This is a genomic window from Henriciella barbarensis, from assembly GCF_003576345.1.
GTDB classification, from domain to species: domain Bacteria; phylum Pseudomonadota; class Alphaproteobacteria; order Caulobacterales; family Hyphomonadaceae; genus Henriciella; species Henriciella barbarensis.
In genome coordinates this window covers 280,685-292,805 of the sequence record NZ_QWGB01000005.1, presented here as the reverse complement: position 1 = coordinate 292,805, position 12,121 = coordinate 280,685, and the positions used below count along the sequence as shown (strand labels likewise).

The 12,121-nt window shown below is 61.8% G+C and carries 11 protein-coding genes; 5 read left to right on the top strand and 6 right to left on the bottom strand.

Annotation, left to right across the window (positions count from 1 at the left end; all coding sequences use genetic code 11):
- Both D1224_RS04265 and D1224_RS04260 read left to right on the top strand, forming a co-directional pair.
- Positions 1–1,986, top strand: a complete 1,986-nt coding sequence (locus D1224_RS04265) for a hypothetical protein (RefSeq protein ID WP_119378674.1) — start codon at positions 1–3, stop codon at positions 1,984–1,986.
- A gap of 97 nt (positions 1,987–2,083) precedes the next feature.
- Positions 2,084–4,639: an alpha/beta hydrolase fold domain-containing protein gene (locus D1224_RS04260; RefSeq protein WP_119378673.1), complete on the top strand. Its 2,556-nt coding sequence runs from the start codon at positions 2,084–2,086 to the stop codon at positions 4,637–4,639.
- 33 nt (positions 4,640–4,672) lie between these two features.
- Here the strand turns inward: D1224_RS04260 and D1224_RS04255 are convergent, their stop codons facing one another.
- Positions 4,673–5,134: a globin gene (locus D1224_RS04255; RefSeq protein WP_119378672.1), complete on the bottom strand. Its 462-nt coding sequence runs from the start codon at positions 5,132–5,134 to the stop codon at positions 4,673–4,675.
- Between the two features lie 47 nt (positions 5,135–5,181).
- Between D1224_RS04255 and D1224_RS04250 the strand changes: the two genes are divergently transcribed.
- A complete protein-coding gene (locus D1224_RS04250; RefSeq protein ID WP_119378671.1) occupies positions 5,182–5,955 on the top strand; it encodes an SDR family NAD(P)-dependent oxidoreductase in 774 nt (257 codons plus the stop codon).
- Here D1224_RS04250 and D1224_RS04245 read toward each other — a convergent pair.
- Complete coding sequence (locus D1224_RS04245) at positions 5,952–6,854, bottom strand: phosphotransferase family protein (protein WP_119378670.1); 903 nt, start codon at positions 6,852–6,854, stop codon at positions 5,952–5,954. The two genes, D1224_RS04250 and D1224_RS04245, sit on opposite strands and share 4 nt — an antisense overlap.
- Positions 6,848–7,480 carry a glutathione S-transferase family protein gene (locus D1224_RS04240; RefSeq protein WP_119378669.1) on the bottom strand — a complete coding sequence of 211 codons (633 nt, stop codon included), beginning with the start codon at positions 7,478–7,480 and terminating at the stop codon, positions 6,848–6,850. Before D1224_RS04240 ends, D1224_RS04245 begins: the two co-directional genes overlap by 7 nt.
- A 124-nt stretch (positions 7,481–7,604) precedes the next feature.
- Here D1224_RS04240 and D1224_RS04235 point away from each other — a divergent pair, with 124 nt between their 5' ends.
- Together D1224_RS04235 and dapD are read left to right on the top strand one after the other, a co-directional pair.
- A complete protein-coding gene (locus D1224_RS04235) occupies positions 7,605–8,687 on the top strand; it encodes an NADH:flavin oxidoreductase (RefSeq protein ID WP_119378668.1) in 1,083 nt (360 codons plus the stop codon).
- Positions 8,688–8,785: 98 nt separating this feature from the next.
- Positions 8,786–9,616 carry a 2,3,4,5-tetrahydropyridine-2,6-dicarboxylate N-succinyltransferase gene (gene dapD, locus D1224_RS04230; protein WP_119378667.1) on the top strand — a complete coding sequence of 277 codons (831 nt, stop codon included), beginning with the start codon at positions 8,786–8,788 and terminating at the stop codon, positions 9,614–9,616.
- 32 nt (positions 9,617–9,648) lie between these two features.
- On the opposite strand, the gene D1224_RS04225 is transcribed toward dapD, so the two are convergent.
- From D1224_RS04225 to D1224_RS04215, 3 genes are all read right to left on the bottom strand, one after another.
- The gene (locus tag D1224_RS04225) at positions 9,649–10,638 is read right to left on the bottom strand and encodes a sodium:calcium antiporter (RefSeq protein ID WP_267897088.1); all 990 of its coding nucleotides are present in this window, start codon (positions 10,636–10,638) and stop codon (positions 9,649–9,651) included.
- Positions 10,639–10,735: 97 nt separating this feature from the next.
- Positions 10,736–11,581: a class I SAM-dependent methyltransferase gene (locus tag D1224_RS04220; RefSeq protein ID WP_119378665.1), complete on the bottom strand. Its 846-nt coding sequence runs from the start codon at positions 11,579–11,581 to the stop codon at positions 10,736–10,738.
- Entirely contained in the window at positions 11,578–12,060 is a 483-nt protein-coding gene (locus D1224_RS04215; RefSeq protein WP_119378664.1) for a MaoC family dehydratase, read from the bottom strand. The genes D1224_RS04220 and D1224_RS04215 overlap by 4 nt, the downstream gene beginning before the upstream one ends.
- Positions 12,061–12,121 lie beyond the last annotated feature (61 nt).

The window sequence follows — 12,121 nt, the reverse complement described above, 5'->3', positions numbered from 1 at the left end:
GTGAACGGAGCCGATCCGAACAAGTCAGATGGTGGCGTCGATGCTGCACATCTCAAGCGGCTGGATGCTGCCATTACCAGGCTTGCCAAGATGAGCGCGAAGATGAAGCTGCGCCAACAAAGCCCGGCCATCGATCAATGTGTGAAAGTCCTGAAGCAGCCGGGCGGGATCGATGCGTGTTTCGAGCGCATCGAGGCGCTCGAGCACGCCGGCATTTTTACCGGGACCGACTGGGATAATCCGGCGCAACTAAAGCCCGTTCTGGTGCGTCATACGCTGGAATCGGGTCACCCGACCTCGCTGGTTCTGGAGACGCTGAGCGAGCTTCGCTTCCTCGCGATTGCCAGCGGTCAGATGGTGCACCCGGCCGTGTCTGCGGACGAAGCCAAAAACTTTCTTGCGCGGGTGCTCGGCCTCAACCTGGACTTTCTGTTTGGCGCGGGGACTGAAGCCTCACGCATGGCCGACCCTGACTGGACAGCGACCTTGCAAAGTCTCTTCAAACGGGTCGCCGAGACCATTGGATATGGGCAGGTCTTCGATTCCGTCATCGCGGAAATCTGGCGCATCCTGGCGCAACGACCGATCGAGACGGGGCGTATCCGATCCATGATCCTGCAGCTGTCGCTCTGGATGAATGAGGGGGGCGGCGACCAGGCGCAATCAGGTTGGGGCGCAGACAGGCTGATCAGTTCTCTGTTCGCACCAACAAATGAAACCCGCGAAGACCCGGGCCTCGAGAACTATGCAAGCAGGCTTTCGGCGCTCGATGACCAGTCGCTTGGACACGAAGCGGCCGGTATGGCGCGGGCGATGCACGATACGGGGCTTGTTTCTGCCTATCATGCGGTCTTGCTGCGCCATATCTGGCAAAACCGACCCGATTTCATCCCGGACGTGCTTGGCCTGACCGCCGCAGGGCGTCTCGGTTACCGAATGTATGCCGACTTGACGCATGCGTTGATCGAAAAGGCGATCTGCCCCGTCACGGCGCAGGCGATCTATGGCCTTTCGCTGTTGCTTGAGCGGGGCATCCTGCACCTGCCGCCGACGGTGCCAGCGCTCTGGCGCCAGATCGGTCTTGAGCTTGCCCCGGCTGTCAGCCAGCGGCTTGTCGCGACCTATGGCGGGGATGTCCCGGTAGAGACGCGGCTTCTGGCGGGGGTGATCAGCGTTCTTGGCCAACCGCTCGGCGTCGGGCAGGGCAACAATCCGACCTGTCAGGCCGCGCGCGCCATCGCGATGTGGGCCTATACCGATCCGGACTATCTGCTGCAGCTGGTGACATGGGCGGCGCGCGACAATGAAGTGCGCATGCCGTTTGAAGGCAAGTCGATCTCTTCGGGTGGTCTTGCTGCCGGACTGGCGCAGGGCGAGCTTCTGGATGTTGACCCTGTGTCGGCGATCCTGGTGCCGCATCTGGACCGCATCTATATGGAAATGGGCCGGATGTGCGCCAAGCGCGCCGGTGATCCGCATGAGTGGATCAATCCCGAGATGCATGGCTGGTGGGTCGCGCGCACGTTCAACATCATTGTCGATGTGCCGACCGGCAAACTGACCGATGCCAATGGCTTCATTCGCCGGTTCTATGCCGCCTTCCATCCAGACCATAATGGCAACCAGCCGGTGATCCATCCAAGCCCGGCCGGCATTGCGGTGACCGACAGCGCCGCGCGCTTTGTCGGCTGGCACGCCATCGCGATTATCAGGGTGGCGCGTGACCCGTCCGGTGTCGTCCGCGTCTATTTCTTCAATCCGAACAATGACAGCGGGCAGGACTGGGGCAACGGGATTCTGGTCTCGACGGCGGGCAATGGCGAATTTTATGGCGAGTCGTCCGTCCCGATCGGTGATTTTGCCTCGCGTCTCTATATTTTCCATACTGACGCCGACCAGCAGCTGGAAAAAGCGCCGGTCGTTCGGGATGAAATCGACGGGGTCCGCCAGAAAATCGTGGAAAGCTGGGGCCGCGACCGGGTCTAGGGCCTGTACTCTCCTTGCCGGTTTCCCTTGCGTTCGCGATTGCCATAACGCGTTCCAAGCGCGAGCATGGCCGCAAAAGATCAGGGAGAAACAGGCCATGAAACTGGATATTGCGACCACCGCTCTTCTCGCGCAGCTGGCATCTGCCGAAGGCCCACCGATGTATGAGATGAGCCCGCAGGACGCGCGTCTTATTGGCGAAGGCATGGCGGGCGCCTATCCTGACGGGCCGGAAATGGCCGAGACCCGCGACATCGAGATCCCGGCGAGCGACGGGCACAAGATCCGCGCACGCATCCATCGCCCGGTCGACAAGCCGAAAGGCGTGATGGTCTTCTATCATGGTGGCGGCTGGGTCCTGTCGAATATCGACCAGTATGACTGTGTCGGTCGCCAGCTGGCCGAGCGCACGGCTTGCACCGTGCTGCTGGTCGATTATCGCAAGGCGCCAGAGTACCGCTATCCCACCGCCGCGAATGATGCTTGGGATGCGCTGAACTGGACGGCGGCAAACCTCAAAACGCTGGGCGGGGATGACCTGCCGATCATGGTGGGCGGCGACAGTGCGGGCGGCAATCTGGCGGCGATCGTCTGCCAGAAGGCGAAGGCCGCCGGCGCGCCGAAGATCGCGCTGCAAATGCTGGTCTATCCGGTGACCGATTGCGACATGACGCGGCCGTCTTACGCGAACATGGACAACCAGCTGCTGCTCAACACGCCGATGATGAAGTGGTTCTGGGACCATTACGCCCCGAACGAGGCCGACCGGAAGAATGTCGACGCGTCGCCGCTGCACGCAGGTGACCTGTCCGGCCTGCCGCCAGCTGTCGTTGTGACGGCAGAATACGACATCCTGCGCGAGGAGAGCGAGGCCTATGCCGATGCCCTGCGCAAGGCGGGCGTGCCTGTCACCTTCAAACAGTTCGACAAGCAGATGCACAATTTCTTCGCCATGCCGGGGCTTCTTCCGGCGCAGGCGAAGGCCATCGATTATGTTGGCGACCAGATCGACCAGCATCTTGGCCGCTATTCGCAGGCCGATGCGGTTATCGTCGGCGCAGGCTTTGCGGGCATGTACCAGCTCAAACGCCTGCGCGAGATGGGACTGAAGACACGTGTCGTTGAGGCGGGTGATGGTGTTGGCGGGACCTGGTACTGGAACCGGTATCCGGGTGCGCGCTGCGACATTGAGAGCCTAGGCTATTCCTATGGCTTTGACCCGGAGCTGGAGCAGGAGTGGAGCTGGAGCGAACGCTATGCGACGCAGCCGGAAATCCTGTCTTATGCCGAGCATGTCGCCAAACGCTATGACCTTCGCAAGGACATCACTTTCGAGACGCGCGTGACGCGCGCCGTTTATGACGAGGATACGTCGCGCTGGACGATCTATACCGATACGGGCGAGGCGATCTCTGCCAAGTATTTAATCATGGCGACGGGCTGTCTTTCAGTGCCGAAAGAGCCCGATATCGAGGGCGCCGAAAGCTTTGAGGGGCCGACCTATATTACCGGGCGCTGGCCGCATGAGGGTGTCGATTTTACCGGCAAGAAAGTCGCCGTTATCGGCACGGGCTCTTCTGCCATCCAGGCCATTCCGCACATCGCAGAACAGGCCAGCCAGCTGACGGTCTATCAACGCACGCCTGCCTATTCGCTCCCGGCGGGGAACCGCCCGCTGACAAACTCGGAAGTGTCCGAGATGAAAGAACGTTACCGCGACTTCCGCGAGGAGCAGAAGTATAATTTTGCCGGTATCCCGAGACCGGAACGGGAGCTGGAGCCTGCGGCCATGGTGCCGCCTGAGGAGCGCCAGCGGCGCCTCGAAGAAGGCTGGACGCAGGGCCTGACGGGCCTGACGACCAAGTTCGCCGATGCGCTGGCGGACGAGGAGTCCAATGCGATCATCGCCGACTTCATTCGCGAGCGGATCAACGCGCGGGTGAAGGACCCCGAACTGGCTGAAACGCTGACGCCGTATTCCTATCCGTTCGGCACGAAGCGGCCCTGTCTCGACACCAATTTCTATGAGACGTTCAACCGCGATAATGTGACCCTTGTGGACCTTCGCAAGACGCCGATGGAGAAGGTCACACCGAAAGGCATCAAGACGAGCGCGGGCGAGGAAGATTTCGACGTGATCGTCTTCGCGACCGGCTTCGATGCGATGACCGGCGCGCTGCTCAAGGTCGATATTCGCGGCAAGGGCGGCATGGCGCTCAGCGACAAGTGGGCGAACGGGCCGCATACCTATTTGGGCATCGCGATCGCCGGTTTCCCGAACCTCTTCACCATTACCGGACCATCCAGCCCGTCCGTCCTCTCCAACATGATGGTTTCCATCGAGCAGCATGTGGACTGGGTGAGCGACTGTATCGGCTGGATGCGCGAGCGCGGTCTGGAGACGATCGAGCCGACGGAAGCTGCCGAAGAGGAGTGGGCCGAGCACAATGAGGCGATGGCCAACCAGACACTCTTCCCGCAGGCAAATAGCTGGTACATTGGCGCAAATGTGCCGGGCAAGCCGCGCACCTTCATGGCATATGTCGCGGGCGTCGATGTCTATCGCATCATCTGCGACCAGGTGGCCGCGAGCGGCTATTCCGGCTTTGAAACAGCGAAGGCGAAACAGCGGCTGGAAGCGGTGTCTGCTTAGGGACTTCGCTGGCCGCTCAAAGCGTTGCCAGCCTCAACTGTCGGCTGTTTCGCGGGTGAGCCTCGCGAGCTCATCGAGAAGGGACGTCCATGCGGCGTCCCTTTTTTCGGTCCAGTCCTCGCCCAGCGTATCGCGGCAGACATCGCGTATTGCCGCGAAGATCAGGTCGAGATCTTCGGCGGTGAGGCCATAGCCGTCATGTTGTATGCGAGCGGCTTCGAGGTGGAAGCGGGGTGACGGGCTGCCTGCGGCCTGTCCGAGAATACAATCGAAACAGGTTTCCAACATCGCAGCGCGGACACCGCCATCGCTGTCCATATCGAACATGGGCTCAAAGTCCGGGCGCAGATCGAAGAGGTGGGCATAGATGAGTGGCTGCGGGTCGCCGACGGCATCGGCGAGGCGCTGGAGCGTATCTTCGATGAGGGCGGCTCTCTCTTCCATCGGGCGATGATAGGCAGGGCGCGCGGTATTTGCGAGCCTGTTCGCCGCCATGCGGGATGATGCTATCCTGCTTACAGCACGCGGAGGAGGTGCCGAAGATGGCAGAACGCAAACCGGTGATTCTGGTCCTAGGGGCAGGTGCGGGCATCGGCGGGCATGTGGCGCAGCGTTTTGCGGCGGGCGGGTATCATGCCGTGCTCTGCAGGCGCTCGGATGAGGCGGGGCTGGACCGGCTTGTATCAGAGATACAAGACAGCGGCGGTGAAGCGACCGGCATGCTGCTAAATGCGGTCGAAGAGGGCGCGATTGAGGATCTCGTGTTCCGGGTGGAGCGCGACATCGGGCCGATCGAGGTCGCGCTGTTCAATCTGGGCGCGCAGATCGGCAACCGGGCGCTTGGCGATACGCCGCTTAAAACGTTCGAGCTTGGCTGGCGGATGGCGACGTTTGGACTGTTTCGGCTGGCACAGGCGCTTTTTCAGCTGATGGAGGCGCGCGGGTCCGGCACGCTTCTGGTGACGTCGGCGACGGCGGCCGTGCGCGGCAATGCGGGCCAGCACTCACACGCGGCCGCGATGGGCGGACGGCGCATGCTGTGCCAGACGCTGAACGCGGAGTTTGCGCCCAAGGGCATCCATGTCGCGCATATCCTGATCGACGGGCCGGTTGAGGCGCCGGATACGCTCGGCAAGCTGCTCGGACCTGAACGGTTTGCCGAACTGAAAGCTGAAAAGAGCGACGGCAAGGATGAGCTGATCCTGCCAGGGGAGCTCGCCGAATCCTATTGGCATATCGCGCATCAGCACCGCTCCGCCTGGAGCCATGAGGTCGATATCCGTCCGTTCAAAAACGTGCCCTGGTGGAATAATTAGGCGGTGAGGCTTGCGGCTGCTTCGTCCAGTGTCGCTGTCGCCTCGGCCCGCATCCGGGCCTCCCTTGCTGCCGGCAAATTCCAGTCGCCCATAAAGCGAAGGGCGCCCGCCGCCACATAGGCAAGCCAGAGCGTCAGGCGGGCTTCGTCGACCCTGTTGCGGCGCGCATAAGCGGCCTTGAACGCTTCCAGACCTTCGCGGCCAAAGACATAGCGAAGTTCAAGACACGTGCAGGCGACGTCTGAGAGGGGGTCCCCGATGGCGGCGTCTTCCCAGTCGAGCAGGGCTGCGATGCGCCCCTGCGACCAGATAAGGTTTTCGGGCCAGAGGTCGCCGTGCAGCAGGACCGGGGTGCCAGTGAAGCGAGTGCTGCCTAGATGCGAAAGACGCTGGCGCCATTCTGATTCGAGTGCGGGGTCCTGCAGGAGGCTGAACAGGTCAGGCAATGGGTCGATGCGCTCTTGCAGCAGCGGGAAGCCATCGATTGGTGTGGCGTGAACGCTGGAAATCAGGTCGGCCATCTGGTCCAGCCTGCCCGGCATTTCAGCGTGCGGTATGCTGGTCGAGCCGTCGACATAGGCAATCAGAAGACACGGTCTGCCGAGTGTGGTGCCCGCCGGGTCATGAGCGATGGGCGCGGCGACTGGAAGACCGGCCGCCTGCGCAGATTGAAGAAGCTGGAACTCAACTGCTGCGTCATGACCCGAATGGGTCGCGCCATGGATACGCAGAACGGCCGCGGCGGGCAGGCCGACGTCCACGTTGAGGTCCAGCTTGTAGACATCGGCCGAGACCCCGCCTGTCAGTCTGGTGACCCGCTCAAGCTGGGTTCCGGGAAGATGTTCGGCAATGAAGGCATGGAGCCCGGTATCGAAATCTTGGGCGCCTGGGTTCACCATTTCAGGACAGATTGCGCGGCCGGGCGGGCGCGGTAGCGCGTGTCCCAGGCGCGGAGGTTTGGTCGCTCGCCTATTACGTCGACGTCGATAAAGCGGACAAATTGCAGGTGTGAGGCGAGGGTCAGGTCTGCGGTCGAGACGCTGTCGCCTGCAATCAGCTCACGTCCATCGCCGAGTGTCTCTTCAACAAAGTCGAGTGGCGCCTGAATCTGCGCTTCAATGGCGGTGGCCTGCTGAGGGTCGGGCGGAAGACCAAGCGGGGACTTCTTGTAGTGTACATAGATTGCGAGCGGATTGGCGATCTTGAGCTCTACGATGCGTTCGAGGTCGCGGGCCTTGGCGCGCGCTTCGGCGTCTGATGGCGCGAGGGCGCCATCTGGATATTTGCTTTCCAGATAGTCGATGATGGCGAGCGACTCGCGCAGATATGTCCCGTCGTCCAGCTCTAGGACAGGTAGTGTACCGAAAGGGTTGCGGGCGAGGTGTTCAGGCTCACGCTGGCGACCTTTGAGCGTGTTCACGATTTTCTGCTCGATGGGCAGCGCGTTCCCCGCCTCTGCGCGCTCTGCAAGATAGAGCATGACCTTGGTTGGATTGGGCGCGACGGGGACGGTGTAGAGTTTCATGCGCTGAGCATTCGCCTGAAGTCGCAGTTTTGGCAAGCTGACGCAAAGTTAGTGCTGGACGTGAAGGGGGCTTGCAGGGTGTATGTCGTCCGAGAAGAGGAGGCCTGATTTGGCTGTAGAAGACATGTTCGCCCCGCTGACGTTTACCCGTGGACCCGCCTGGAAGAACAGGCTGACGCTGGCGCCGCTGACCAATCAGCAGAGCCATGCCGATGGCGTTCTGTCCGATGAAGAGTTTCACTGGCTGACCATGCGGGCTGATGGCGGCTTTGCCATGGTGATGACGGCGGCAGCGCATGTGCAGGCTGCCGGGCAGGGGTTTCCAGGGCAGCTTGGCTGCTGGGACGACAAGCATGTTGAGGGGCTGACGCGTCTCGCCGATGCCATCCGGGCAAAGGGGGCGGTGTCGTCGCTGCAGCTGCACCATGCGGGTATTCGCGCCGACAAGACCGCCGTGCCGGAGCCCGTCGGGCCTTCGGACCATGCCGAAACCGGGTCGCGGGCCCTTTCGCGCGCCGAGGTGGATGGCGTCCGCGACGACTTCATTGCGGCGGCAAAGCGCGCCGAAGCGGCTGGTTTCGATGGCGTGGAGATTCACGGCGCGCATGGCTATATCCTTGCGCAATTCATGTCAGTCGACACCAATCAGCGCACTGATGATCATGGCGGCAGTGTCGAAAACCGCACACGCCTGACGCGCGAGATCGTGGATGGTATCCGCGCGGCGTGCGGGCCGGACTTTCAGGTCGGTATCCGCCTCTCGCCAGAGCGGTTCGGGCTAAGCCTGCCGGAGAATGTCGATTTCGTCCGTGAACTGATGGCGGGCGAACAGCTCGACTATGTCGATATCTCTTTCTGGGACTACAAGAAGCTGCCAGACGATGAGGCGCTGCAGGGCAAGAGCCTGCTCGACTATTTCGTGGACCTGCCGCGTCATGGCACGCGCCTTGGCGGGGCCGGCAAGATCCGCGACGGAGCAGACATTCGCGACGTGCTGGAGGCTGGGCTCGACTATGCGATGATCGGCCGGGCGGCGATCCTGCACCATGACCTGCCAAAACGGGTGAAGGCTGATGCGGATTACAAGTCACCGCAAACGCCTGTCTCGGTCGCTCATATGGAAGCTGAAGGCATCAGCCCCGTCTTTGTGACCTATCTGCGCAATACGTTCCGCATGGTGGAGCCGCTGGAGCCTGCGGATAGCTAGCGGCTTGATCGTACTGACAGCGCGACACTGGAAGGTCTTGCCCATCCGGCTCAATCGCGCTTGAAGACGCGGGCTATAAGAACAGGACGGAGACCGCCATGACTGCAGCCCTCGAAACCGCGATTGAACAGGCCTGGGAAGACCGCGCCGGTGTCTCGACCGACACGAAAGGCGCGGTTCGCGATGCCGTCGAAGAGGCGCTTGCCATGCTTGACAGCGGTAAGGCGCGCGTCGCCGAGAAGGGCGCAGATGGCGACTGGGTCGTCCATCAATGGCTGAAGAAGGCGGTGCTTCTGTCTTTCCGCCTCAATGCGAACGGTCCGATCAAGGGCGGGCCGGACGGCTCGACCTGGTGGGACAAGGTGCCGAGCAAGTTCGATGGCTGGACGAGCGATGATTTCGCGTCCTCGGGCCTCCGCGCCGTACCGAACGCTGTTGCGCGCCGTGGTTCGTACATCGCCTCCGGCGTCGTGCTGATGCCGTCTTTCGTGAACATCGGCGCCTATGTCGATGAGGGCACCATGGTCGATACCTGGGCGACGGTCGGCTCCTGCGCGCAGATCGGCAAGAATGTGCACCTGTCGGGCGGCGCTGGTATTGGCGGCGTACTTGAGCCGCTTCAGGCGAACCCGACCATCATCGAGGACAATTGCTTCATTGGCGCGCGCGCCGAGGTGGCCGAAGGCGTGATCGTGCGCGAAGGCTCTGTGCTCGCCATGGGCACCTTCCTGTCCCAGTCGACCAAGATCGTGCACCGCACGACCGGCGAAGTCGTGATGGGTGAAGTGCCGCCTTATTCGGTCATCGTGCCGGGTTCGATGCCAGCCGCTGATGGCAAGGGTCCAGGCCTCTACTGTGCGGTGATTATCAAGACAGTGGACGAGCGCACGCGCAGCAAGGTCGGCATCAACGAGCTGCTGCGACCGTAAGGACGGCAGGGGTCCGGCCTCTACGCTTCGCGTTAGTTAATCGAGAGCTGCAGGGCCATCAGGCCGAAATAGGTCACGAGGATGCCGAGGCCTTCGAAGCCGATGCCACGGCGTTCCCTCAGGATGAGGCCCATCAGCAGGATGGTGGTGATCACGGTTGCACCGATGAGCATCAGCCCGTCGGCCTGCGTCATCGCGTGGTAGATCGAGCCATCGCGATAGGCGATGTCCGATAGCGACAGGAACAGGACGTCGAAGGTGTTGCCACCAATGATGCCGCCGACCGCCAGCTGAAGCGCACCCCGGCGCACAGCGGCGAGCGTCGTCACAAGTTCTGGCAGGGAGGTCGCGATGGCCGTCATCAGCGCGCCGACAATGGTCTGCGAAATGCCCAGATTGGAAGAGATGACCGCGCCGGACTGGGCAATGGCATAACCGCAGGCAGCGAGAACGAGGCTGAGGCCGACGAAGATGGCGATCATCACAGGCAGGCTGTGAATCTGGGCCTCTTCCTCGTCGGGTGCGTCTTCGCGGGTCTCATCGGTCTCTCGCGGGCGCCACATCGGCTTGTTGCGCAGCTGGACGGCTGCGCGGGTGCCGAAGAAGTAGACCGCAAACAGCAGCAAGGATGCCGGGTGTATGCCGAACAGGGTATATTCGGGCGCGTAATTGGCCGCGAGTGGCAGGCTCATCAGAAGGACGAGCATGGCGGCCATGAGCATATTGTTGGCGTCAGCTGCAGCGTGCTCGAGATTGACGCGCTTATAGATGAGGTCCGCAATGACGAGGAATGTGGTCTGGGCTGCGATCCCGCCCACGGCATTGGAGACAGCGAGCGATGCAAGACCGGCGGACGCTGCCGTCAGGGATGTCACAATGCCTGAAAGAGAAGTGCTGGCGCCCAGAAGCACGCCGCCAAAGACCGCTTCGCCAAGACCGGTACGGTCAGCCAGCCGGTCTGCGGTAGAGATGATGCGGATGCCCGCCAGCGTGACGACGAGGGTCGCCGCCAGAAATACGATGATAGCAATCTGCGTAGAGATAGTGCGCGCCCCTTTAGCCCAGCGTGATTACCCATCATGAATGCGTGCGCTGGGGGGCGGGTTCCTGTTCAGAGCTTCATGCAGGTGCTTTGGCCCGGATGGCCCAGCAACCGGCGGTGTAACGCACTTCATCATCTACAATGAAAGCCTCATACGCCTGTCGCACAGCTGCGCGGACGGCGTCCCGGTCGGCTTGCGGGTTCATATCGAGGAGGCGGGGTACGGGCCCCAGCCTGTCGAGGAACAGGGGAAGTTCGCCGACCGGGAAGCTGCAGGGGATATCCTCAGCCTTGATGTCTATGCCGGTCCATCCCGCATCTTTCAGGATGGTGTGAACATAGTCACGATCTTCAAAGCCGAACTGGCCGGGCGCGTTCTTTTCGCGCTTTGGCATCTCATCGAGAAAGGGGGCAGCAGCGCGTGTGCCGGCACTCATGAAAGGATTGTCGGCGGGGCTGCGCCACGCATAGAGGTGCAGTTCGGCCTCGCCTTCGGCGGCGGATCTGAGATTTGAGAAAGCCTTCACCGGATCTGCAAAGAACATGACTCCGAAGCGGGAGATCATGAGGCCGAAGCGATTGTCGCTAAAATCGTGGGCTTCCGCGTCAGCCTTGATGAAGTCAGCGTCCATGCCTGCGGCACTCGCGCGGCGGCGGGCGAGGGCGAGCATCGGGCCTGAAATGTCGATACCGGTGAGGTGCGCCGATGACGCTGCCCTGGCGGCGGCAAGCGTGACAGCGCCTGTTCCGCACCCAATGTCGAGTATGCGGGATGCGCCGCTTCGTGCCGCGCTAGCCGCGAGGCGGCTTTCGATAACCTCGAACATGGCATCCATGACCGATTGGGCGTCTACCCATATTTCGCCGCCTGCGCCGTCCCAGTGAGATTTCTGCTGGGCGCGGATTTCGTTGGCGTCGCTCATGCTGTGGTCTCGTCTTCTATCGGGGCTTCGGGGTCGCGAACCTTGATGAGACCATTGCCGATGAACCTCATCACCAGCTCATCATTCTGGTTGTAGACGCGATTTTCTGACCGGGTGAGGCCCATGTCGGGGCGGCTCTTCATGCGGCGCTTGGAGATCATTTCCATCTCGATACGGATTTCATCGCCCGGATAGACCGGCTTGATCCATTTAAGCTCATCGATGCCGGGAGAGCCGAGCCCTGCCTGCGGTTCGCCCTGCTGCATGGTCTCGACCATGAGGCGCATTGTCATGGCAGCGGTGTGCCAGCCAGAAGCGGAAAGGCGACCGAAGAAAGTCTGCTTGGCGGCTTCGTCATCGAGGTGGAAGGGCTGGGGGTCGTACTTCGAGGCAAAGTCGATCACCTCTTCACGCGTGACCTTGTAGGATCGCGGCGAATGCGTGATCGTGCCCGGTTCCATATCTTCGAAATAGCGCATGCGCTCGTCTTCCTCTTTTTACCAGGCATAGATGAGCGAATGGGCGGGGGCGCGCAAGTTG

Bases quoted from the DNA above. Each gene is read 5' to 3' on its own strand.
- D1224_RS04255 (WP_119378672.1), bottom strand. From the start codon at position 5,134: ATGGCGGCGAACAGGCTCGCAAATACCGCGCGCCCTGCCTATCATCGC.
- D1224_RS04220 (WP_119378665.1), bottom strand. From the start codon at position 11,581: ATGAGCGACGCCAACGAAATCCGCGCCCAGCAGAAATCTCACTGGGAC.
- D1224_RS04250 (WP_119378671.1), top strand. From the start codon at position 5,182: ATGGCAGAACGCAAACCGGTGATTCTGGTCCTAGGGGCAGGTGCGGGC.
- D1224_RS04240 (WP_119378669.1), bottom strand. From the start codon at position 7,480: ATGAAACTCTACACCGTCCCCGTCGCGCCCAATCCAACCAAGGTCATG.
- D1224_RS04245 (WP_119378670.1), bottom strand. From the start codon at position 6,854: ATGGTGAACCCAGGCGCCCAAGATTTCGATACCGGGCTCCATGCCTTC.
- D1224_RS04215 (WP_119378664.1), bottom strand. From the start codon at position 12,060: ATGCGCTATTTCGAAGATATGGAACCGGGCACGATCACGCATTCGCCG.
- D1224_RS04260 (WP_119378673.1), top strand. From the start codon at position 2,084: ATGAAACTGGATATTGCGACCACCGCTCTTCTCGCGCAGCTGGCATCT.
- dapD (WP_119378667.1), top strand. From the start codon at position 8,786: ATGACTGCAGCCCTCGAAACCGCGATTGAACAGGCCTGGGAAGACCGC.
- D1224_RS04235 (WP_119378668.1), top strand. From the start codon at position 7,605: ATGTTCGCCCCGCTGACGTTTACCCGTGGACCCGCCTGGAAGAACAGG.